The organism is Nitratidesulfovibrio vulgaris str. Hildenborough (genome assembly GCF_000195755.1).
Lineage (GTDB): Bacteria > Desulfobacterota > Desulfovibrionia > Desulfovibrionales > Desulfovibrionaceae > Nitratidesulfovibrio > Nitratidesulfovibrio vulgaris.
On sequence record NC_002937.3, the window covers coordinates 549747 to 571165 of the forward strand.

At 66.0% G+C, this 21419-nt stretch carries 19 protein-coding genes; 6 read left to right on the plus strand and 13 right to left on the minus strand.

Features of this window, described 5'->3' with window-relative positions:
- Nucleotides 1-196: 196 nt before the first annotated feature.
- Nucleotides 197-2431 carry a DNA mismatch repair endonuclease MutL gene (gene mutL / locus DVU_RS02325; RefSeq protein ID WP_010937790.1) on the minus strand — a complete coding sequence of 745 codons (2235 nt, stop codon included), beginning with the start codon at nucleotides 2429-2431 and terminating at the stop codon, nucleotides 197-199.
- Here mutL and DVU_RS02330 point away from each other — a divergent pair.
- From DVU_RS02330 to DVU_RS02340, 3 genes are read left to right on the plus strand one after another with little or no spacing between them, the layout of a single operon-like run.
- A complete protein-coding gene (locus tag DVU_RS02330) occupies nucleotides 2430-3428 on the plus strand; it encodes an ABC transporter ATP-binding protein (RefSeq protein WP_223295131.1) in 999 nt (332 codons plus the stop codon). The two genes, mutL and DVU_RS02330, sit on opposite strands and share 2 nt — an antisense overlap.
- Nucleotides 3425-4210 carry an ABC transporter permease gene (locus tag DVU_RS02335; RefSeq protein ID WP_010937792.1) on the plus strand — a complete coding sequence of 262 codons (786 nt, stop codon included), beginning with the start codon at nucleotides 3425-3427 and terminating at the stop codon, nucleotides 4208-4210. Before DVU_RS02330 ends, DVU_RS02335 begins: the two co-directional genes overlap by 4 nt.
- A 43-nt stretch (nucleotides 4211-4253) precedes the next feature.
- Nucleotides 4254-4583, plus strand: a complete 330-nt coding sequence (locus tag DVU_RS02340; protein WP_010937793.1) for a hypothetical protein — start codon at nucleotides 4254-4256, stop codon at nucleotides 4581-4583.
- 299 nt (nucleotides 4584-4882) lie between these two features.
- Here the strand turns inward: DVU_RS02340 and purE are convergent, their stop codons facing one another.
- A complete protein-coding gene (purE, locus tag DVU_RS02345; protein WP_010937794.1) occupies nucleotides 4883-5383 on the minus strand; it encodes a 5-(carboxyamino)imidazole ribonucleotide mutase in 501 nt (166 codons plus the stop codon).
- Nucleotides 5384-5396: 13 nt separating this feature from the next.
- On the minus strand, nucleotides 5397-6671 hold the full coding sequence (purD, locus tag DVU_RS02350) for a phosphoribosylamine--glycine ligase (RefSeq protein WP_010937795.1): 1275 nt from the start codon (nucleotides 6669-6671) through the stop codon (nucleotides 5397-5399).
- 167 nt (nucleotides 6672-6838) lie between these two features.
- On the opposite strand from purD, the gene DVU_RS02355 reads away from it, so the two are divergent.
- On the plus strand, nucleotides 6839-8137 hold the full coding sequence (locus tag DVU_RS02355) for a phenylacetate--CoA ligase (protein WP_010937796.1): 1299 nt from the start codon (nucleotides 6839-6841) through the stop codon (nucleotides 8135-8137).
- 334 nt (nucleotides 8138-8471) lie between these two features.
- Here the strand turns inward: DVU_RS02355 and DVU_RS02360 are convergent, their stop codons facing one another.
- Both DVU_RS02360 and DVU_RS02365 read right to left on the minus strand, forming a co-directional pair.
- On the minus strand, nucleotides 8472-8768 hold the full coding sequence (locus DVU_RS02360; protein WP_150103613.1) for a YuxH family protein: 297 nt from the start codon (nucleotides 8766-8768) through the stop codon (nucleotides 8472-8474).
- 58 nt (nucleotides 8769-8826) lie between these two features.
- Nucleotides 8827-9741, minus strand: coding sequence for an EAL and HDOD domain-containing protein (locus DVU_RS02365; protein ID WP_150103614.1), 915 nt, complete (start codon nucleotides 9739-9741; stop codon nucleotides 8827-8829).
- 334 nt (nucleotides 9742-10075) lie between these two features.
- Here DVU_RS02365 and DVU_RS02370 point away from each other — a divergent pair, with 334 nt between their 5' ends.
- Entirely contained in the window at nucleotides 10076-11281 is a 1206-nt protein-coding gene (locus DVU_RS02370; protein ID WP_010937797.1) for an HD-GYP domain-containing protein, read from the plus strand.
- 235 nt (nucleotides 11282-11516) lie between these two features.
- On the opposite strand, the gene argC is transcribed toward DVU_RS02370, so the two are convergent.
- The 7 genes from argC to DVU_RS02405 all read right to left on the minus strand — a co-directional run bounded on the left by argC (nucleotide 11517) and on the right by DVU_RS02405 (nucleotide 20373).
- Nucleotides 11517-12581, minus strand: a complete 1065-nt coding sequence (argC, locus tag DVU_RS02375; RefSeq protein ID WP_010937798.1) for an N-acetyl-gamma-glutamyl-phosphate reductase — start codon at nucleotides 12579-12581, stop codon at nucleotides 11517-11519.
- 9 nt (nucleotides 12582-12590) lie between these two features.
- Entirely contained in the window at nucleotides 12591-12899 is a 309-nt protein-coding gene (locus tag DVU_RS02380; RefSeq protein ID WP_010937799.1) for a DUF1844 domain-containing protein, read from the minus strand.
- Between the two features lie 65 nt (nucleotides 12900-12964).
- Complete coding sequence (locus tag DVU_RS02385; RefSeq protein ID WP_010937800.1) at nucleotides 12965-14134, minus strand: pyridoxal-phosphate-dependent aminotransferase family protein; 1170 nt, start codon at nucleotides 14132-14134, stop codon at nucleotides 12965-12967.
- Between the two features lie 10 nt (nucleotides 14135-14144).
- On the minus strand, nucleotides 14145-15341 hold the full coding sequence (locus DVU_RS02390; protein WP_010937801.1) for a class I SAM-dependent rRNA methyltransferase: 1197 nt from the start codon (nucleotides 15339-15341) through the stop codon (nucleotides 14145-14147).
- Between the two features lie 192 nt (nucleotides 15342-15533).
- Nucleotides 15534-18581, minus strand: a complete 3048-nt coding sequence (locus DVU_RS02395) for a DNA polymerase I (protein WP_010937802.1) — start codon at nucleotides 18579-18581, stop codon at nucleotides 15534-15536.
- A gap of 106 nt (nucleotides 18582-18687) precedes the next feature.
- The gene (locus DVU_RS02400) at nucleotides 18688-18936 is read right to left on the minus strand and encodes a hypothetical protein (RefSeq protein ID WP_010937803.1); all 249 of its coding nucleotides are present in this window, start codon (nucleotides 18934-18936) and stop codon (nucleotides 18688-18690) included.
- A 78-nt stretch (nucleotides 18937-19014) separates the two neighbouring features.
- Nucleotides 19015-20373 (minus strand): ATP-binding protein, encoded by a 1359-nt coding sequence (locus DVU_RS02405; RefSeq protein ID WP_014524245.1) that lies wholly within the window; start codon nucleotides 20371-20373, stop codon nucleotides 19015-19017.
- Between the two features lie 76 nt (nucleotides 20374-20449).
- Here DVU_RS02405 and DVU_RS02410 point away from each other — a divergent pair, with 76 nt between their 5' ends.
- The gene (locus DVU_RS02410) at nucleotides 20450-20671 is read left to right on the plus strand and encodes a hypothetical protein (protein WP_164561746.1); all 222 of its coding nucleotides are present in this window, start codon (nucleotides 20450-20452) and stop codon (nucleotides 20669-20671) included.
- Between the two features lie 78 nt (nucleotides 20672-20749).
- Here DVU_RS02410 and DVU_RS02415 read toward each other — a convergent pair whose 3' ends face one another.
- Nucleotides 20750-21145 (minus strand): secondary thiamine-phosphate synthase enzyme YjbQ, encoded by a 396-nt coding sequence (locus DVU_RS02415; RefSeq protein WP_010937805.1) that lies wholly within the window; start codon nucleotides 21143-21145, stop codon nucleotides 20750-20752.
- Nucleotides 21146-21419 lie beyond the last annotated feature (274 nt).

A 21419-nucleotide genomic window follows, 5' to 3' on the forward strand; every position in this document is an offset into this window, starting at 1 on the left:
GAACAATCCTCGCCGCGGGCGTGGACTTTCTGTGACGGAAGACGTTGTACACGGCAGACGGCAGCGTCGACGGGCGGGCGGTCGCACTATGGCGTCCGTGCGCCGTAACAGGCCGCAGTCCATGCAAGGGACGGACAGTCGCAATAGAGGCGGCAGGCCGCGCCCCGCGCCATTGGGTGTCAGGGGCGCATCACCGTCACGTGCGCCGCTTGAACATGCGCTCCAGTTCGCCGGGGTTGAAGCGCAGTACGGCAGGGCGACCGTGCGGGCAGAAGTCGTGCTCCGGCGTGGCCAGCCACTGGGCGAGCAGTCCTGCGGCCTCGTCCGGGGTGAGACGCTGGCCTGCCTTGATCGCGGCCTTGCAGGCCATCATGGCCCAGAGGTCGTCGAGATTCTCGCGGCGTCCGGCAAGCGCCTCGCGCAGGAAGGATGTGGCCCCCGCCCTGTCGAGCACCGGGGGCATGGCGCGGACACTCAGGGTCTGCCCGGAGGTGGAGCACTCGAAGCCGAGGGCCCGCAGGTCGTCGTCGAGCAGGCGCAGCCGTTCAAGTTCAGCCGGGTGCAAGGGCAATTCGATGGGCAGGGCCAGCAACTGGCCTCCGCCAGCCATGCCGCCGCGTCGCAGGCGCGCATGCAGCACCCGCTCATGTGCGGCGTGCTGGTCGACGAGGACGAGCTGGTCGTTGCCGTGGCGCAAGACGAGATAGGTATCGGCTATCTGGCCGAGATAGAGATGGTCGCCCACGCGGACGCCACCCTCGAGGCCTTCGTCGTATGTCTGCGGGGGTGCCGTGTCTGCCGGAGACGTCTGACGGGCTTCGGCAGTGCCGGACGGTGCAATCATGCCCGGAGGGCAGTCGGTGAAAGGTGCATTGCGGTACGCTGTCCCGTTGTCGTCAGTCCGGTCGTTGGCAGCCCCGGCGTTGCCGGTCAGGGTGCGGTCTGTGGCGTCGCCCCATGATGCATGGCCGTTCCGGGGTGCCATACTGTCAGGCGTCCCGGCTTTGAAGCCGGACACGCCCGTGTCGTATGCGGCGTGTTCAGCCATATGCAGTGCCCGCACGGGGCGCGTGCCGTCGCCGGAAGATGCTGCCATGGGGGGAACATCCATCCGGGGATGGACATCCGCACGGGGCACATCGTCCGGCGTGCGGGGTGAAGGTGCATCGGTGCCGGGCACAGTGTGCGATGGCGAAGCCGCCTCGCCCCCCATGGTCTCGACCAGTACGGTCTCGACGTGCCCGGTCTCGTCGGGGCGGCGCTTGCCGGAGGGCTGCAACACGGAGGCCCGGTCGGCCTCGCCCCAGAATCCGAGGGGGCGGGCATGGGGTGCGGCGGGCGGCACAGGGCGCAACGGCGCGGCAAAGGGGTCTGTGCCCGGTTCCGTCTCATCGGGAATGCCCTGGGCCGAGGCCTCGACCGCATCGCCCACGGCGCGCAGCACGGCCACGAACACCTCGCGTTCGTCGCGGAAGCGCACTTCGTTCTTGGCGGGGTGGACGTTCACGTCCACCTCTTCGGGGTCGATGTCGAGAAAGAGCACCACCTGCGGGTATTCGCGGGCCAGCAGGCGTCCCTTGTAGGCCTCGCGCACGGCCTTGAGCAGCAGCCTGTCGTTGACGGCGCGACCGTTGACGTACAGCAGCAGCCTGTCGGGACGCGGCTGCGCTCCGCGCGGGTCGGCGGCAAGACCGTGCACGCGCACCGTGCCGGTACTGCGGTCGAAGGCGTACAGCGTCTCGACCACGGCAGGCGGCCACAGGGTTCCGAGGCGCTGGCGCAGGGTCTGACCCGCAGGAAAGCGCAGCAACTCGCGCCTGCCTGCGGAGAGCGTGAAGGCGATGTCGGGGCGGGCGAGGGCGATGCGGGCGAAAAGTTCCTGACAGCGCTTCGTCTCGGTGGCCTGCGTCTTCATGAACTTGAGGCGCGCCGGGATGTTGGCGAAGAGTTCTCGCACCTCGACGATGGTTCCCCGGTGCAGGGCGGCAGGGCCGGATGCCAGAACCCTTCCGTGCTCGACCTCGATGCGCGTGGCGACCGTCCCGCCTTCGGCTTTGGCATGGGCCGATGTCATGGCGAAACGGGACACCGAGGCGATGCTGGGCAGGGCCTCGCCCCTGAAGCCGAAGCTCATGATGCGCGCCAGTTCGGCAAGATTGGTCACCTTGCTGGTGGCGTGGCGCGTGACGGCGAGTTCCAGTTCATCGGCGGGGATGCCGTACCCGTCGTCGCGCACCATGATGTACGACTGCCCGCCATCCTCAAGGACGACCTCGATGGCGGTGGCACCCGCGTCAAGGCTGTTCTCGACGAGTTCCTTGACCACGCTGGCTGGACGTTCGACGACCTCGCCAGCGGCAATCTGGTTGCGGAGTTCGGGCGGGAGTACCTGAATGACGCGACGCGCTTGGTGGGTGGATTCGGGCTGCATGATGTTCTATCTAACGCCTCGCCGGGACGGGGGCAAGGGGCGGCCAGAGGCGTCGTCGTGGCACGACGGCAGGTACAAGGGGCTGGCGTTGCAGACTGCCCGGTGTCATGTCCGCGACATGTCCGTGTCGGACGACATGACAGCAGACGGGCGTCGGCATACACTGTGCTCCAACCCGGTATCCATTGAGCAGGGAGTTCATATGACGCCTCCGCCTCTTCTCGAATTCGACGACGTGCGTTTCAGCTACCCCGGCGGGACGGGGCTTTCGGGCATCACGCTGGCGGTGCAGCGTGGCGATTTCGTCCTCGTAGGCGGACCCTCGGGAGGCGGAAAGTCGACGTTGCTGCGTCTTGCCGTGCGCTTCGAGGTTCCTGCATCGGGAGTCATCCGGTATGACGGTACCCCCGTCGAAGAACTGGCCCCGCAGGTGCTCCGGTCGCGGATGGGACTCGTGCAGCAGACGCCCACGGTGGCGGAGGGCTCGGTACGCGAGAATCTTCTCCTACCTTTCTCATTCGCCGTGCACGCCAAGCGCCCCCGGCCCGCCGATGAGGACATCGTGGAGTGGCTGCATCGCTTCAGACTTGAGGGCGTGACCCCCGACACGGAGGCGTCCACGTTGAGCGTGGGACAGCGGCAACGCCTGTGCTGCATACGTACGCTGCTGACCGGGCCGGAGATGCTGCTCATGGACGAACCCACCAGTGCGCTGGATGCCGAAAGCCGCGAGGTGGTGGAGGACATCACTGAGGCCTGCAATGCCGCGGGGATGACCATCCTCATGGTCAATCACACCGACTACAGGCCACGATGTAGGAATGCCCGCCGCATCGAGGTGCAGGGGGGCAGGCTGGCGGGTGAAGAGGCCATCGTGGGGTGCCGCCCATGTGCGGTGTCGCAATCGCCCGGGACATCGGCACCTTCAGGGGCGCCCAAGCCGTCCGTGTCGTCTGCTTCCGCTGACGGCAACGGTGGGGTGGAGGTGCGACCGTGACGCAAGCCTACATCGACATCGACCTTGTACAACTGGGCATCGCATCGGGGTTCGTGCTGCTGGTGGGGGTGCTTTCGCTGGTGCAGAGGCTGGGCCTCGGGCGCGACCTCGCCGTGGGTACGGTGCGCACCTTCGTGCAACTCATCGCCATGGGGTATCTGCTCGAGATCATCTTCGGGCTTGAAGCGGCCCTTCCGGTGGTGGGCCTCTACGTGGTGCAGACATGGTTCGCGGCACGCATCGTGCGCGGGCGTGTGAAGGAGAGGTCGGTGGACTTCTTCGCCCCCACACTGATGGCGGTACAGGGCAGCTTCTTTCTGGTGACCTTCTGCGTGACGGCCTTCATCATCGGCGCGCAACCGTGGTGGAAGCCCCAGTACTTCATTCCCATCGGGGGCATGGTGGCTGGCAACTCCATGAATGCCCTGTCGCTGGCACTCGACAGGCTCTTCTCCGACCTGCGTAACCGCCGTGCCGAGGTGGAGATGCGTCTTGGCCTCGGCGCCGACCCGCGCGAGGCCACCGAGGACATCTTCCGTTCGGCCCTGCGCACTGGCATGATGCCTTCCATCAATTCCATGATGGGGGTGGGGCTCGTCTCGTTGCCGGGCATGATGACGGGGCAGATTCTGGCCGGGGCAGCCCCCGGTGCCGCCGTGCGCTATCAGATCGTCGTCATGCTCATGCTGGTGGCATCCACCGCGCTGGCGGCGTTCATCGTACTGCATCTCGTGCGGGGACGTTGCTTTGGGCGGGCACAGGAGTTACTCTTGAAAGTGTAGACCCAGAACCACGCACCCTCAACCTGATACCGGGAGGACAGCCATGGTACGGATCATCCGCGATTCTCTGCGGCAGCCGGGCGACCCTCCGCATGGGCGGGAGGTTCACAAACGGGATTTCGACCCGGAACTCATGTATGCCGAATGCGCGCGTTGCGGGCGCCCTCTCCTGTGGGAACAGGGCCGTTCCACCCTTTTCGTGGCAGGGACGGGAGTCGCCTATGGCGACCTCGACATGCAGTGCATGATCATCAGCGACGGGTGCCCCCGCTGTCAGCCCGAGAGAACGGGCTACAGACACCGCATCGTGCGTGTGGGCAGCGTGGAGATGCATGACGCACTTCTTGATGATGGCGTCGGCGGCACGGCCTGACGTCCCGAACGGTTTTTTGTGATGCTACGGTGAAAAAGGCCGCTCCCGCGAGGGGGCGGCCTTTAGTCTGCTGCCGCAGGGCAGTGGCCCTCGAAAGGCATGAACAGACGCAGGGTTCACCCTCGCCGTGCGTGAAGGCGTTTCGTGCCTTGCCGTCCGGCACGGAAGTGCCGCAGACGGCGCAGGCCCGGCGTGCGGGGCTTGCCATCATGTCAAAGGCCGCTCCCGTGAGGGGGCGGCCTTTGTTCTCTCTGTCTTCGAGTCGCGCGTGACCTTGGTGGGCCCGGGTTTGAGAAGGGCTAGCCGGGGTAGCGCGCCTCAAGGTCGGCACCGGCCTTGGCGGCATCCTCGCGGAAGCCTGCGCGTGCATCGGCGATGCGCTTGGCAAGGTCGGGGTCGGCAAGTGCCAGCATCTGGGCGGCAAGCCATGCCGCGTTGCGTGCCCCGGCCTTGTCGAGGGCGACGGTGGCGACGGGGAATCCGGGAGGCATCTGCACCGTGGCAAGCAGGGCGTCCATGCCGCCCAGTGCCGAGGCCGTGACCGGGATGCCGATGACGGGCTTGGTGGTGCGGGCGGCGACCGCCCCCGCAAGGTGTGCCGCCATGCCAGCCGCGCAGATGAACACCTGCGTTCCAGAGCCTTCAAGTTCCTCGACGAGGCGTTCGGTGCGTTCGGGGGTGCGGTGCGCGGAACTCACCGTGAAGCGGAAGCTGATACCGAGGCTGCGCAGGACGTCGGTACAGGGTTTGATGGTCTCCTCGTCGGAGATGCTGCCAATGAAGATGGCTACCTTGGGCATGTGCGGCTCCTTGTTATGACCGACCGAGGCCCTTGGCCCCGATGTCGGTGCGGAAGTGGCAGTCGGGCATGCGGATATGGGCGAGGGCCTCGTAGGCGCGACGCTGCGCGGCGGCGAGGTCGTCACCGAGGGCGGTGACGCACAGGATGCGCCCGCCCGTGGAGACGGTATGGCCGTCTTCAAGGCGCGTTCCCGCCTGGAAGACCTTGATGTCGCCAAGGGCTTCGGCCTCTTGGATGCCTTCGATGACCATGCCCTTGGGGTATGTGCCGGGGTAGCCCTTGGCGGCCACCACCACACCGAGGGCGGTCTGGGGCTTGAGGTCGAGGGTGACTTCGTTCAGGCGGCCCGTGGCGCATGCCAGCATGATGGCTGCGAGGTCGCCGTCAAGACGCATGAGCAGCGGCTGGCATTCGGGGTCGCCGAAGCGGACGTTGAATTCGAGGACCTTCGGCCCGGCGGCGGTCATCATCAGTCCGGCGTAGAGGATGCCGGAGAACGGGCTGCCCCTGCGTTCCATCTCGCGCATCACGGGACGGATGACCATCTCGATGATCTCATCATACCGGCTGGCGGGCAGGACGGGGGCGGGGCTGTAGGCACCCATGCCGCCCGTGTTGGGGCCCTTGTCGCCATCGAAGACGGCCTTGTGGTCCTGCGCGGAGGGCAGGGGCAGCACGGTGTCGCCATCGCAGAAGCACAGGAACGAGGCTTCCTCACCGATGAGGCACTCTTCGACGACCACATGGTCGCCCGCACGGCCGTAGGCCTTGCGGCCCATGATTTCGTCAAGGGCGGCGACGGCTTCTTCGGTGGTGGAGGCCACGACAACGCCCTTGCCCGCAGCGAGGCCGTCGGCCTTCACCACGAGAGGTGCTCCCTTTTCGAGGACGTAGGCACGGGCGTCGGCGGGTTCGTCGAAGACGGCGAAGTCGGCGGTGGGAACCCCTGCGTCACGCATGACGTTCTTGGCGAAGGCCTTGCTGCCTTCAAGCTGGGCGGCGTAGGCGTTGGGGCCGAAGCAGGGGATGTTCTCGCGCACGAGGGCCTCTTTGAGGCCGAGGACGAGGGGCAATTCGGGGCCGGGCACGACGAGGTCGATCTTTTGTTCACGGGCGAAGGCCACCAGCGCGGGCAGGTCGTCGTCCGCGATGGGCACATTGGTGCCTTCGAGGGCGGTGCCGCCGTTGCCGGGGGCGATGAAAAGCTCTGTGACGAGAGGGCTCTGGCGCAATTTCCACGCGAGGGCGTGTTCACGGCCGCCAGAACCGACGATCAGAATCCGCACGACTGGGCCTCCGGAGGATTGAGGCAGGGACCCGGGACGGGGTTTTCCCCCACCGTGTTTCATGGTAGCACATCGGCTCGCGCCGAAGGCGCGTTGCGAGGGTTCTTAGAGCATTTCACGGCGGGCGACAACCCGTAAGCCCTGCACCATCATCCCACGAGGAAGCCATGTCGCAGCCGTACCGCTTTCTGCCCAGTCTCGACGAAGAGAAACTTCACGCCATCCAGCTGGAAGGCCTGCGCTGGACGGTGCGCCACGCCTACGAAGGCAGCCCGCGCTACCGTGCGAAGCTGCGTGCCGCGGGCGTCGTTCCGGATGACATCGTCCACCTCGACGATGTGCGCCGTCTGCCCTTCACCACCGTTGCCGACCTGCGCGACGACTACCCCTTGCCGCTGCTTTCCGTGCCCGAGAAGGACGTGGTGCGCATCCACGCCTCGTCCGGTACCACGGGCAAGCGCAAGATACTGGCCTACACCCAGCGCGACGTCGACACCTTCGCACTGCAGATGGCCCGCTGCTACGAGCTCGCGGGGCTGACGCAGGAAGACCGTGTGCAGATTGCCGTGGGCTACGGGCTGTGGACAGCCGGGGCAGGGTTCCAGCTTGGCTGCGAACGCTTCGGTGCCCTCACCGTCCCGGTAGGCCCCGGCAACCTCGAGATGCAGTTGCAGTTGCTCACCGACCTTGGCGTCACGTGCCTGTGTTCCACGGCGTCCATGGCGCTGCTCATGGCGGAGGAGGTCGAACGCCACGGGCTGAGGGGCGACATCAGGCTGCGCAAGGTCATCTTCGGTGCGGAGGCGCACAGCGCCAAGATGCGTCGTACCTTCGAGGAGAAGCTGGGCCTCGAAGGCAGCTTCGACATCGCGGGCATGACCGAGATGTACGGCCCCGGTACCGGTCTTGAGTGCGAGGCGCATGATGGCATCCATTACTGGGCCGACCTCTTCCTCGTGGAGATTCTCGACCCCGAGACGCTGCAACCCGTCGAACCCGGCGAGGTGGGCGAGATGGTGGTCACCTCGCTGCGCAAGGAGGCATCGCCGCTCATCCGCTACCGCACCCGCGACCTCACGCGCCTGATTCCCGGCACATGCTCCTGCGGGCGGAACATCCCCCGCCATGACCATATCCTCGGACGTTCCGACGACATGATCATCTTCCGCGGCGTGAACATCTACCCCGGTCAGATTGCCGATGTGCTGCACCTCTTCCCTGAGGTGGGCTCGGAATACCATATCGAACTCACACGCAAGGAAGGGCGCGACCACATGCTGCTCAAGGTCGAACGGCAGCCCGGTGCCGCAACGGGCGACGAGCGCACGCTTGGTGTCGCCATCGGCAACGAACTGCATCGCAAGCTCATGGCGCGTGTCTCGGTGGCGGTGGTGGCACCCGGCGAGTTGCCCCGGTCGTTCGCCAAGTCCAAGCGCGTCACCGACCTGCGTATGGTGGAAGGCTAGTACGGCGTCGAGAAAATACCTGGGACGGACAAGAAGGGCATCGCCTTCAGGGGTTTGGTCTGGCGGCCTGGTCTGGTGACACGGGATACTGCCGAGGGGCGGCATACCGCAATGCGCGCTGTGACACCGAGGGTTTGCATGGCGGTCACAGCTGCGTTGCCGTGGCCTCTCGTGCATGCGGCACTGGTCGCTGAAAGCGGGCCGGTGTCTCATGTCCACGGGTCAGCGTCCTGCAGGTAGGTGCGCGTCCCCCGAAGTCCGCAGTCCAATGCCCGCAGTCCGGAGTCTGTAGCCCGGAAGCCTGAAGTGTGGGGCCTGAAGAGTGAGTGAGGGCTCAGGGATTCTCGTCGTTACGCAGGACGCGTGCAGCCCAGAGAAGCGACTGGGCATGGAAACGTGCCGCCTGCCCCTGCGACAGCCCCAGCGATGCCAGGATGCTGTCCGCCATCGTCCAGTCGGCCTTCTCAAGGGCTGTGGCAAGGTGCAGCCACTGTGCCGGGATGCAGTCGTCACTCCTGATTTCGCAGGTCCCGCACAGCGCAGATGCGATGTCGTCGTCCAGCGGCAGTCTCTCCACGACTTCGGACATGCTCATGCCCAGCAGGGCGTCCAGACCGCTGAGAAGCCCCATCAGGAACATGGCATCGGGCTGGCGGCGCGTCGCCGCCGGGGCCTCGGACTGTGCCAGTTCAAGGAAGCGCGCGCCGCACGGCGACGAAGGTCAGTTCGTGCCCTTTGGCGCCCTTCGCCGCATCGGACAGCAGCACCGCCAGCAGCCATGTGCGCGTGGGCCTCTCGCCCAGCAGCAGCACGGCATGTTCGACAGAGGACACGGTGCGGGTCAGCCCGTACCATGCCGAGTTGATGTGCCGCAGCAGCCTGTATGAGAGACCGGGGTCGGTGCCGATGGTGCGCCCCAGTTTGCGTGGTTCGGCGGGGCCGCTGAGTTGGGGCAGAAGCCGCACCAGCGTGCTTTGCGCCACCGACGGCTTGCGCCCCGGAACCACTTCGGGGCGGGCGAAGAAGAAACCCTGGAAGAGCGTGAAGCCGAGGTCGAGACACCTGTGGAACATGGCGTTGTCTTCGACCTTCTCAGCCAGAAGCTGTGCACCTCGCCGATGCAGGCTGGCGACCAGCGCAGGGAGGTCGTCCGGGGGCACGGCAAGCACGTCCACCTTGATGATGTCGGCGAGTTCAAGCAGGGCTTCATTACCGGGCTGCCCCACGAAGTCGTCGAGGGCAAGGGTGTAGCCACGGGCCTTGAGCAGCTGAAGCCGTTCGAGCACTTCAGGTGTGGGGTGCACCGTCTCCAGAATCTCCGGGATGCAGACTTCGGCGGGCAGGGCTGTCACGTATTCCTCTTCCAGCAGCCCCTGCGGCATGTTCACCAGCATGTACTGGCCCGGCAGCATGGCTTCCAGCGCAAGGGCGAAACCGTCTGCGATGACCGACGCGGTGGCCCTGTCAGGGTCATCGATGCGGGCATGGCGCGCTTCTTCGCTGTCCCGGAAGAGCAGTTCGTGTCCCCACAGGTTCATGCGCCCGTCGAAGACGGGTTGTCTGGCTATGAATATGGGGCTGTATCCGCTTTCCGTTTCCTGCATGGAGCCTTCCTATTCTTTTATGATAGCTGCGGGACCCCATGTCGTAAAGTAGGGCAAACCCTTCTGGAGGCATCGCCCGATAGTGGTGTAGCCTCATGCCGGAAGGGTATGCCTCTATGAGTGGTCTGCCCTGAAACGGCAACGGGTCGTGTGGTAGACGGCTGACTGCGCCCGGACTGGTCGCGTCCCTGCCGGGTGCGCCTGACATGTCCGATGGAGGGCCCCGCATGGGTCGCTACGTCGCGTGATGCCACGAGTGTCACGAACGGCCGAGGGTTGTTGCCCTCGGCATGGTTTACGCATATAGCGATTTCTCTGCACTTCAGGAGAACGCATGCTGAAGAAGATAGGAACCGTGGAACTCAAGCCGGGCATGTTCGTCGTCGATACGGGCATCTCATGGCTCGAGAATCCCTATCTCTATGCGCACGAAGGACTTGTCGGGTCAGAGAGTGACGTGCGCCGCATCCGTGACGAAGGATACCTCGAAGTCTTCATCGACACACGGCGCAGTCTTTTCGGGCGCGACCCGGACGGCGTCTCCGACGAGGAGATTCTCTCGGGTGCCCTCCAGCAGCTTGAAGACCCCGGCGTCCTCGAACCGCAGGTCCCGGTTGCGGAGGAGATGCGCAAGGCGACGGTGCTGTACGATACGACCGTGCGCTATGCCCGCGGCATCATGGACGAGATGCGCGACAAGGGCGTTGTCGACATGAGCGAGGCCGAACCGCTGGTCGACAGCATGCTGGGCAGCATAACGCGCAACACCAATGCGCTGGTAGGTCTCGCCAAGCTGCGCAACGTCGATGAGTACACCTATACCCACTGCATCAACGTGGGGCTACTGAGCATGGTCTTCGGGCGACATCTCGGTTTCGGGCCGGTGACGCTCGCCCGTCTCGGGCTTGCCGGACTCTTCCACGACCTCGGCAAGGCGCGCATCCCCGACGACATCCTGAAATCCCCCAGAAGGCTGTCTCCTGACGAGTTCGAAGTGATGAAGGGGCATCCGGGCATCGGCTTCGAGTACATGCGCGAACGGGGCGGCGTCCCCGAAGAGGTGCTTGAAGGCGTCTACGAGCATCACGAAAAGCACAACGGGCTTGGCTACCCGCGCGGGCTGCGGGGTGAGCAGATAAGCGTGGCGGGGCGCATACTTGCCGTGGTGGATGTGTACGACGCGCTGACAAGCAGGCGCGTGTACAAGGAACCCATGCTGCCCCACAAGGCACTGTCGCTCATGTATGGCATGCGCGGGCAGGATTTCTCGCCCGGTCTTGTCGAGCGATTCATCCGGTGCCTTGGCATCTACCCTGTGGGCAGCGTCGTCGAACTCAATACCGGTCAGCGCTGCGTGGTGAGCGAAGCCAACTTGCGCAACCCGCTGCAGCCACGGGTGCTCATCGTGCACGATTCGAAGGGCAGGCCTTGTTCGCCTCGTCCTCTCGACCTTGCGGGGCAGACGGCGGTGCGCATCGCCACCTGCCTCGACCCCGTCGGAGTGGGCATCGACCCCGGACGCGCCCTCGGCGCGATGTGAGACGGGCGTGCCCTTGGCGTGATGTAAGACAGCGCGCCCTCGGTGCTGGGCGAATCGGACGCAGTCATGGCGTAACGTCATGACGAAGCTCAAGGGCAATCTGTCTGCATGGCGGTGCGGGAGAATCTTGCATGACAAAGGGGCGCTCCCGGTCGGGAGCGCCCCTTTGTCATGTGTGATGTGTTCCGTGGCCGGGTCAGCCTACAGTCGCGTTGGCGGGTAGCGGGTCAACGGGTCAGGGCATGAGGGGGGCAAGCCTGAGTCCGGCATCCACCGGAAGGCCCAGCATGATGTTGGCGTTGGCCACTGCCTGTCCGGATGCCCCGCGGCACAGGTTGTCGATGGCAGAGACGACGATGAGGCGCCCCGTCCGGGGGTCGACGACGAGGCCGATGTCGCAGAACATGGTGCCCTTCACGTGACGCGTCTCGGGCAGGCGTCCCTTGGGCAGCAGCCGTACCCATCCGCCCCGCGTCTGGTGCGCGGCCCAGTAGTCGGCGTACATGGCATGCACCGTATCGAGGTCGAGCGGTTTCTTCATGCGCAGGTACATGGTGGAGAGGATGCCACGGTCGATGGGCAGCAGGTGCGTATTGAACGACACCGTGAGCGCCTCGCCCGCGATGACCGAGAGCTCCTGCTCTATCTCCGGGGTATGGCGGTGTTTGCCAAGGTTATAGGCCTTGAACGAGTCGTGCACTTCGCAGAAGAGCGAACCCACAGCGGCCTTGCGACCGGCGCCCGACGCGCCCGACTTGGCGTCGATGACGATGTCGTCGCGGTGGACGATGTCGGTGTCCAGCGCCGCGGCAAGGCCGAGGATGACCGAGGTGGGGTAGCAGCCGGGGTTGGCTACAAGCCCTGCCTGAGCCACATCCTTGCCGTAGAGTTCGGGCAGACCGTACACGGCTTCGGGCAGAAGCCCCTTGCGGGTGTGGTCTGTGCGGTACCAGCTTTCGTACACAGTGACATCGCGCAGGCGGAAGTCGGCAGAAAGGTCGACGACGCGCAATCCGCGTTCGCGCAACGAGGCGGCCATCTCCATGGCAGCGCCATGCGGGACGGCGAGAAAGGCGATGTCGCACGAGGCGGCGATGACGTCGGGGTCGGGCGCGACGATGGTGATGTCGCCGCCCGGCAACCCGATGAGGAAGGGGTAGATGTCGTCGAGTCGTCTGCCTGCTTCGGCGCGCGAGGTGGCGAGCACAAGCCGCATGGCGGGGTGCCCAGCCAGAAGCCGGGCCAGTTCCATGCCCGTATACCCCGTGACGCCCACCAGTCCGGCGCGGATGGTCTGCATCATCGTCTCCTATTTCGCCTTCACGACGTATTTCATGCGCAGTTCGTAGAGGATGCCGTCGAGAAGGCGGCGCTCGTCGTCGTCGATGCAGGCGCGGGTCTTGTCCTGCAGCATGGTCAGCACGTCGATGGTGTGCTTGCCCATGAGCAGGTTCTCGGAGATGCGGCCCGTATCAGGGTCGGGCACCTCGCCCAGTTGTACCAGCGCCGACGAAGCCAGCGAGAGGATGAACGTGGAAAAGGTGACCTGCGGCATCTGCGGGGTCGCGTCGCCCCTTGCACCGCCGCAACCGCAACCGCTCTTTCCTTCATCGGTCATATAGGTAGTCCTCCGTTGCGTGTGGCGGGTGCGTCGTGCCTTGCCCGCCGTCCTGTCACGATGTCCTAGACCGGAGTACCCGGCGCCACCTGCAATGCCGCCTCGTAGGCGGCAAGCCCCGTCTCGATGTAGTCGCGCGCGCCCACATAGGCCCCGCAGGTGCGCAGACCAGAGGCCACGGCATGCAGCCCTGCCACAATGTCTGCCCAGTCCACCCAGCCCATATGGCCGATGCGGAGGATGCGTCCCTTGAGGTGGTCCTGACCGCCCGCCATGACGACGCCATGGTTGTCGGCGGCGACCTGCAACAGCCGGGTGCCGTCCACACCCGCGGGCAGCATCACGCTGGTGAGACCCCATGTGAAGCGTTCCGGTGCCAGCGGGGCGAGGCCGAGGGCCGCCGTGCCCGCGCGGGCGAGCATGGTGAGTGCCCACTGCTTGCGGTACACGGTCTCAAGCCCGGCTTCAAGGAACATGTCGAGGCTCTCGCCAAGGCCCACGATGAGGCTGACGGGCGTGGTGAAGAGGGTCTGTCCCTTCTCGCAGTTGGCGCGTTCGCCGGGCAGGTTGAAGTAGAAGCATGAGGGGGCCACCGTGTCGGCCTTGCGCCACGCCCTTTCGGAGAGCGCGATGAGCGCGAGGCCGGGGGGCAGCATCAGTCCCTTCTGCGAACCCGTGAGCAGACAGTCCACGCCCCATTCGTCCATGGGGCAGGGCGAGATGCCCACGGCGGAGATGCCGTCGGCCACCAGCAGCACGTCGCGCTTGCGGGTGACGGCGGCGATGCCCCGTACAGGGTGCAATACGCCCGTGGAGGTCTCGGAAAGCTGCATCAGCACGCCCTTGGCGTCCGGGTGGGCGTCGAGGGCCGCTTCGACTTCGGCAAGGGAGACGGCACGCCCCCACTCGACGACGATGGAGACCACCTCAAGACCGCGCAGGGACGCGATTTCGCGCCAGCGCTGGCCGAACTTGCCGCCTTCGACCACGATAACCTTCTCGCCGGGGACGAAGAGCCCGTGTACGGCGGCGGTCATGGCACCGCTGCCGGAACAGGCAAGCGGCAGCACCGGCTGTGAGGTGCCGAAGAGGATGCGCAACTTCTCCTGCACTTCGCCCATGAGCTTCTTGAAGGCGGGTTTGCGGTGATGGATCATGTCCTGCGCCATGACAAGGCGCACTCGTTCAGGCAGCGGCGTGGGGCCGGGTGTGAGCAGGCGGGGTTTGTTGAGCATCGAAGTCTCCTCAGGCGCGGCTTACGCGCGCGATGAAACACTTGAGGTAATCGGTCTCGGGCATGGCCGGGTGTACGGGATGATCAGGCCCCTGATGTCCCTGGAAAACGATCTGCGCCTGTGTCCTGCGGCGTCCGGCGGCGTGCAGCAGCACGCGGCGCAGGGCGTCACGGTCGAGGTGCTGTGAGCAGGAGCAGGTGACGAGCACGCCCCCGTCGGCAACGAGGTCGATGGCAAGTTCGTTGACGCGCTGGTACGCGGCAAGCCCCTGCTTCACATCCTTGCGGCGCTTGATGAAGGCGGGCGGGTCGATGCACACCACCTCGAAGCGGCGGCCCTCGTCGCGCAGGGTGGCGAGGGTGTCGAGGGCGTCGCCGTGTACTGCGTCGGTCTCGCAGGTGGCGTTGGCCGCCGCGTTGGCGAGGGCGGCGTCCAGCGCGGGGCGCGAGGCGTCGAGAAAGGTCACCGCTACGGCCCCGGCACGCGCTGCCATGACGCCGAAGCTGCCAAGATAGCAGAAGGCGTCGAGGACGCGCGCACCCTGTGCGAATCGGGCGGCTTCGATGCGATTGCACCGCTGGTCGTAGAACCAGCCCGTCTTCTGCCCGCTGGCGAGGGGGGCGGTGAACCGTGCCCCCGACTCTTCGACGGTGACGGTCTCCGGCACGGCACCGAAGGCCGTTTCGACAACGCGGGGCAACCCTTCGAGTTCACGCGATGCCGTGTCGTTGCGCCACAGAAGGGCGGAGAGGCTCAGCATGTCCTGCAGCACCGAGGCGATGTCGTCCCGGTGCATCTCCATGCCTGCGGTGGTGATTTGCGCGGCGGCCACGTCGCCATAGCGGTCGACCACCAGACCCGGCAGAAAGTCGCCTTCGCCGAAGCACAGCCTGTAGAAGGGGACGCCGATGAGGCGTTCGCGCAGGGCGAGTGCATCTGTGAGACGACGGCGCAGCAGGTCGGGGCCCAGCGGGGCATCGGGCTTGCGACTCACCATGCGGGCGCAGATGAGCGACGCGGGGTTGACGTAGGCGGTGCCGAGGGGGCGGCCCCCGGCGTCTACGACGCAGGCGGCTTCGCCGGGGGCGAAGTCCTTGAGGGGCGTGCGGGCGACATCCACCTCGTTGCTGAACACCCAGAGGTGTCCTACACGCAGGCGGCGGTCTTCACCGCGGCGCAGTTGCAGCTTCTTCAATTCCGGGGTCATGTTTCGTCCTTGTGGGCATTGGCCCTGAAAATCGTTGTACGGGGCGTCAGGCGCTGTCGCCGTGTCTGCCCAGGCGCTGTCGCCGTCGTTTGTCTGGGCGGCCATGCCGCTGTCGTTCGCACCGCTGTGCGGGGCACCGTCATCCGTCCCCATCGCGTCATGCGCCTTCACAGGTCAGACGGGCGGGTATGCTCAATGGGCCGAACCCCAGTCCTTGCCTGCACCCCAGTCCACCAGCAGCGGTACGTCCAGTGTCACGCCTCCGGGCCGTACCTCCGACATGAGAAGGGCCAGTCGTTCGCCTGCGGCCTGTGCGTTCGCCTCCGGCACTTCGAGCATCAGTTCGTCGTGTACCTGCAGGATGAGGCGGGCCTTCAGCCCGTGCAGCACGGGGTCGTCGTGGGCGGCGAGCATGGCGAGTTTGATGATGTCCGCCGCACTGCCCTGAATGAGCGTGTTGATGGCCTGCCGGCGGGCCTGCGAGCGCAGTTGCGTGTTCTCGGAGTGCATCTCCGGCAGCAGCCTGCGTCTGCCCGCCAGTGTGGTCACATGCCCTTGTTCGCGTGCTGCGGCCTCCACGTTGTCGTAGAAGTTGCGCAGGTGTTGCAGGCGGCTGAAGTACCGTTCGATGAACTGCTTGGCCTCGTTGACGGTGATGCGCAGTTCCTGCCCGAGTTTCTGCGGGCCCATGCCGTAGATGAGCCCGAAGTTGATGGTCTTGGCGTTGCGGCGCTGGTCGGGCGTGACGTCCTCGGGCGCGGTATCGTAGAGCAGCCCTGCCGTGCGGCGGTGGATGTCAGCCCCTTCGCGGAAGGCGGCGAGCAGGGTCGGGTCTTGCGACATGTGCGCCAGCACCCGCAATTCGATCTGCGAATAGTCGGCCGAGACCAGCAGGTTGCCCTCTGCGGCGGTGAAGCACGAGCGCATGCGCCTGCCGAGGTCGCCCCGCGCGGGGATGTTCTGCAGGTTGGGGTTGCTCGACGAGAGTCGCCCCGTGGCGGTGGCCAGCTGGTTGAACGTGGAATGGATGCGCCCTGCGGCGTCGACCAGCTTGGGCAGCGGTTCGAGATAGGTCGAGCGCAGCTTCTCCAGCTTGCGGAAGTCGAGGATGAGGTCGACCACGGGATGCCTGCCCGAAAGCTTCTCCAGCGCGTCCTGCGAGGTGGTTGCCTGCCCGCCGCGCGTCTTGCCCACGGTGGGCAGTCCCAGCGTGCCGAAGAGCAGTTCGCCAAGCTGTTGCGCCGAGCGGATGTTGAACTGGCCTCCGGCGGCCTTGTAGACCTCCTGCGTGATGCGGTCGAGTTCGTGCTGCACCTCGTCGAGGAAGGCGGCGAAGGCCGTACGGTCGACGGCGATGCCAGCCTCTTCCATGTCGGCGAGTACGGGCACCAGCGGCAGTTCCAGCGTGCGCATGAGGGTATCCAGCGACGCGCCCGCCAGCCTGCCCGCCATGCCTTGCGCCATCTCCAGCGCCAGCAGTCCGGGGTTGTCGGTGGAACGGTCGAGCATGTCGCCCCATCGCGCGGCGAGGCGCGGCCAGCCGTAGTCGCGTTCTTCCGGGTCGAGAAGGTAGGCCGCAAGGCCGAGGTCGAACCATCGGTCTCCGGGGATGTCGCGCCAGATGGCATGGCTGCGCAGCAGTGCCTTCACGTCCGGCGTGGCGATGCGCTTCGCGCTGGCGAGGTGCCGCGCCAGTCCCTGCACAGGGCCGGAGTATTGCACCTCGCACCCGGCTACGGCCACGGCGAACGCCACGGGGCTGGTCGAACCGTTCTGTGTGCCGGAAACCGGAGGGCAGGTGCGGGCGGCATCGCCGCACAGCGGCACGACGGCGATGTCGCGGCCCTGACAGGGCGGCAGCCCGCGCGGGTCGGTGCATGTGGCGACGGTGTCGTTGCGGCGCGTACTCTGGTCGAAAAGGCTCGCCTGCTGGATGAGGGCGCGCTTGCGTGCCTGTGCTTCGCTGACGGGCTTGGCGCCTTTGGCGGACTTCGCGCTGGCGTCGTCGGTGGCGGCTTCCGGGGCTGCCTTGATGGCGGACTGCGCCGGGGGGCTGCCCGTCTCACGTGATGCCGCTTCAGCCGGGGCGGTCGCGTCGTCCTGCGAGGTGTGTGTGCCCGGCATTCCGCGGAGGGTACCGCCTGCGCCGGTGGCACCGGCAGGTGTATGCTCGGCATCGTTGCGGGGAGCGTCGTCGGTATCCCACGGCAGGGGCACGCCGCCTTCGCCGAAAAGGGAGCCCGGTGTGCCGGAGTCTGAAGGACGAGGTGTGGACGGTGCGGCCGGTGCCGCCATCGCGCCCGTGTCCATCGGGGCGGATGCATCGCCTGGCAGCGCAACCTGCACATGTCCGTTCCGCACCATGCCTGCGAGTTCGCGGCTGAGCGCCCGCAATTCGAACTCCTGCAGGAAGGTGGAGGCGGTGCGTGCGTCGAGGGGCTGCACCGAGAGGCGTTCCGGGGTGAGGTCGGCGCACCGGTCTATGGCGAGCGTCGTCAGCTGCCGGTAGAGGAACATGGCGTCGAGGTGCTGCTCGAACTTCTTCTGGAGGTTGGGGGGCAGCCTGTCGAAGCCGTCGCGGATGTCCTCCAGCGTGGGGAAGTCGGCGAAAATCTTGGACGCCGTCTTGGGGCCGACGCCCGGAATACCGGGGATGTTGTCGCTGGTGTCGCCGATGACGGCTTGCACATCAGGCCACTGGGCGGGGGTGAGCCCCGTCTCTGCCGTGAAGGAGGCGAGCGTGGTGAGCTTCTCTTCCTTCGCGCCGGGGTCCCACAGCACCACGTTGGGGTGCAGGCACTGCTTGAGGTCCTTGTCCGCACCGATGATGACGACGGGCCTTTCGTCGCGGTAGCGGGCGGCGAGGGAGGCTATGCAGTCGTCGGCTTCGCAGCCGTCCGAGACTTCAAGCGGCAGCCCCAGCGCCGTGACCATGCGGCGGATGGGTTCCAGCTGCTGCACCAGCGGTTCGGGAGTCGCTGCGCGCTGCGCCTTGTAGAGTGGAAAGAGGTCGTGGCGGAATGTCGGCCCCTTGCCATCCAGCACGAAGGCGAAATGGCGCGGCTTCTCTTCACGCAGCAGCCGCAGGAGGATGCGCGTGACGATGAACAGGGCGTTGGTCGGAAAGCCGTCCGACCGCTGCATGTTCTGGAAGGCGTAGAACCCCCTGAAGATGAAGGCCGAGCCATCCATGAGCCATAGGGGTTCCTGCGTGAAGCCGAGACGTTCTTTGAGTGCCATGACCTACCGGGTGGGTTGAAGGGGCGGGCGGGGTGCCGTGTCGTGGCGGGCATGGTAACGGCTGGGGGGTGTATCTGTAAACTGTCATGCACGCCGTGAACGCGGGTCATACGCGGCGACGCACATCGCGACGCCAACGGTTGAAGGGGCGGATGCACCCTTCGCCGATGCCCAGCATCCGTGCGTGTTCTTCGCTGTCGCGTGCCAGCATGCAGATGTAGCGCGTGTCTTCCCATTTGAGGAAGGGGCAGCGGTCGAGGTGGGGGAAGATGGCGCGTGCAGGAGGACACAGGGCCTTTGTGCAGCAGAAGCCGCAGCCGACGCATGGGCGTGTGGTGAAGAACCGTCCGAACATGACTCCTCTCCCTTGCCGGGCAGCCCGGTCGTTCCCGGCATCCGTCCTGTGTCCCTTGCCGGGGTATCCCCTGTCGCGTTACGTGGCGACCCTGCGGATGGCACCGAGGAACCGGGAACGCAACCTGTCGCCCATGAGAGCGCGTTTCACTGGGTCGAGTCTCAGGAATCCGCCCACCAGTCCGCGCATGAACGCCTGTGAGCGGCTGGCGGGATTGTCGAAGATGAGGTTCTGGAACGTACCACGTTCGAGGCTTTGCAGGATGACCCTCTCGAACGAGTCTTCGGGGTGGAAGACGCGCGCAGGGCGTTCTTCGAGGCGAAGTGCCCCGGTGGGGCAGCGCAGGGCGCAGACACCGCACCCGAGACACACGCTCGTGTCGACCTCCAGTCGGCGGCGGGCCTTGCCCCGGCGGGCGGTGGAAGATGCGGCCTCGTCGTCGGGCACATCGCCCCTCGCGTCGACGGTCTCGTTACTCGCCGTTCGCTGTCCGTCTTTCCGTACGACGTGCAGCGCGTCCACCGGGCAGGCGCGAACGCAAAGACCACAGCCGGTGCAGGCATCGGCATCGCATGTCGCCAGCCAGTTGGACGTGACGAGGATGCCGGTATGCCCCGTGACCTTGATGCCCCGCATGAGGTTGCAGCAACAGCCGCAGCAGTGGCAGATGAAGCCCGCATCGCGCCGGACGTTGTCTGTGGAGAGGGTGAGGCCGAGGTCGCGTGACCGTGCGAGGATGTCGAGCATCTCAGCCCTGTCGATGCGTCGTGCGAAGCCGTTGCGGATGAGGAATTCGGCCCCGCTGCCAAGGGAGGTACACGTTTCAAGCGGGGCGTCGCATGGTTCTTCGCCGATATGCACCTTCTCGTGGCGGCATGAGCACAGGCCCACGGCAAAGGTCGTGTGCCTGTCGACGAGTGCGCGCGCCCGTTCGTGGTCGAGAATCTCCGTCCTCGCTGCTTCTTCCACCGCCTCTTCGTGCGGCAGGGCACGCATGATGGAGATGCGTTGCCCGCTGGCGAAGTTGGCGTCGAAGAACGTCGTATCGCCGAACATGTAGTCGTTGAAGAGACGCGCCCACGTGCCGTGGGGCAGGTCGCCGCCCGTGCGCATCATGGTGAATTCGAAGATGCCGATGACGATGGGGCTTATCATGTACGTTGCTGTGTCGCCTTCACGCAGGTCGATGACCAGCCCTTTCGCACATAACGTGTCCAGCATCGCCTCGACACGTGCCCTGCCCATGCGGCACACGGCTGCGATGCGCGAGGCCGTTGCCGGACGGTAGGGCATGCAGGCCACAAGGTCGGCTTCTTCAGGGGTATAGAGTTCACGCAGCAGGGCGCGGAAGGCGGGGGTGTCCGGCGTGCGGACAGGTGTGTTGTCCAGTTTGCCCGCCAGTCTTCTGTATACGTCCTTGCCAGTGAGATGTCCCATGTGCCTTCCTGTCGTGTGCCGTGCCGGGGAGAGGGTATGCCGTCCCCATGTATCGTGTTGCCGTGTCGTGTATGTCGTGTGGACGTTTACGGCGAGTGTTGCCGGTCGTGAGGTGCCGCGGGCTGCATCCGTGCGGGCCGTCATCATGCCGGATGTGGGGCTACCCGTCATTCTCGGCTTTCCCGCCTCGCTTCTGCCCTATGCCTCTTCCGGCGACTTCACCGTCGCCCTTGCCATCCGTCGACTCCATCCGGTGAACCGTCACGATGGGCCTGTATCCGTGCCCCGGCCACGGTAGGCCCGGTCCGGAGGCGTGCCCGTACGCGGACGAGACGGCTACCCCGGTATCGCCGGGTGGTAGTGGTGAATCAACCAGTCACTGGGCCAGCCATTGGGCCCACAGCTTGCGCGAACGGGGGCCGTCCCATTCGCAGAAATAGATGCCCTGCCATGTGCCGAGGCGTACCTCGCCGCCGTCCACGATGAGCATGAGTGAAGGGCCGAAAAGGCTCGTCTTGATGTGCGCGTCGCTGTTGCCTTCGGCATGGCGATAGTCGCCATGGCGCGGCACGAGGCGTCCCATGTTCACGGTCATGTCGCGTGCCACGTCCGGGTCTGCGGCTTCGTTGACGGTGAGCGCACCCGTGGTATGCGGGCAGAAGAGCAGCAACGCCCCGTCACGCCAGCCTCGTGTGCTCACGAGTTCGCGGATGGCGGACGTGATGTCGAGCATCTGTTCGCGGGTGGTGGTATGCAGGGTGATGGTCTCCATCTTGTTCCTCCGCGAATGGGGTGGTGCCCGGTTGGACGGCCGACAGGGTAGGGCGTACGCGTCGGGGCAGAGTATGCCGTTGTGCCGGGGCGAACGCTTCGGGTCTCGGACATCGGGTCTTGATCTCCGGGCCGTACGCAGCAGGCCATAGGCCCCGGGCCGTATGCAGCAGGACGGGCGCGTCGGGCGGCATCCCGTAAGAGAAAACGGGTGGCGCATGGCCCGTGCTTGAGGCACCGTGCTTTTTTGCCTACAACCACAACATGCCCTACGG